1 protein-coding gene is annotated in these 336 nt (G+C 59.8%); it reads right to left on the reverse strand.

Annotated elements, in window-relative coordinates:
* Nucleotides 1-32: 32 nt before the first annotated feature.
* A partial coding sequence (locus ASE86_RS16350; RefSeq protein WP_082441555.1) for a hypothetical protein occupies nt 33-336 on the reverse strand: 304 nt, incomplete at its 5' end.

Here is a 336-nt window from a genome sequence, read left to right on the forward strand (position 1 = left end):
TATTTAGGCCCGCCCGGTTCAATCCGGGCGGGTTATTTCTTGCCCTTCTTCTTCGCCGGCGTTTGGCTCAATGCCGACCCCGCCGCGGTTTTCGAATCCTTTGCAGTGCGCCCATCGCTCAAGGTCTTGGACGCCGCTTTCGCTGCTTTCGGGGATGTCTTCTTGTCGGCCATGAACCGTCTCCTCTGGAAACTCCGGCAATCAGCCGATAACGTACAGGTGCGAGCGCCGTTCCCGATGCGTTCCGAAGGAAGCGGATGACGAACCGGCTCTACTACGGCGACAACCTCGACGTGCTGCGCGATCACATTCCGGACGCCAGCGTCGACCTGATCT

Origin of the sequence: Sphingomonas sp. Leaf33 (assembly GCF_001421785.1) — a bacterium.
Lineage (GTDB): Bacteria > Pseudomonadota > Alphaproteobacteria > Sphingomonadales > Sphingomonadaceae > Sphingomonas.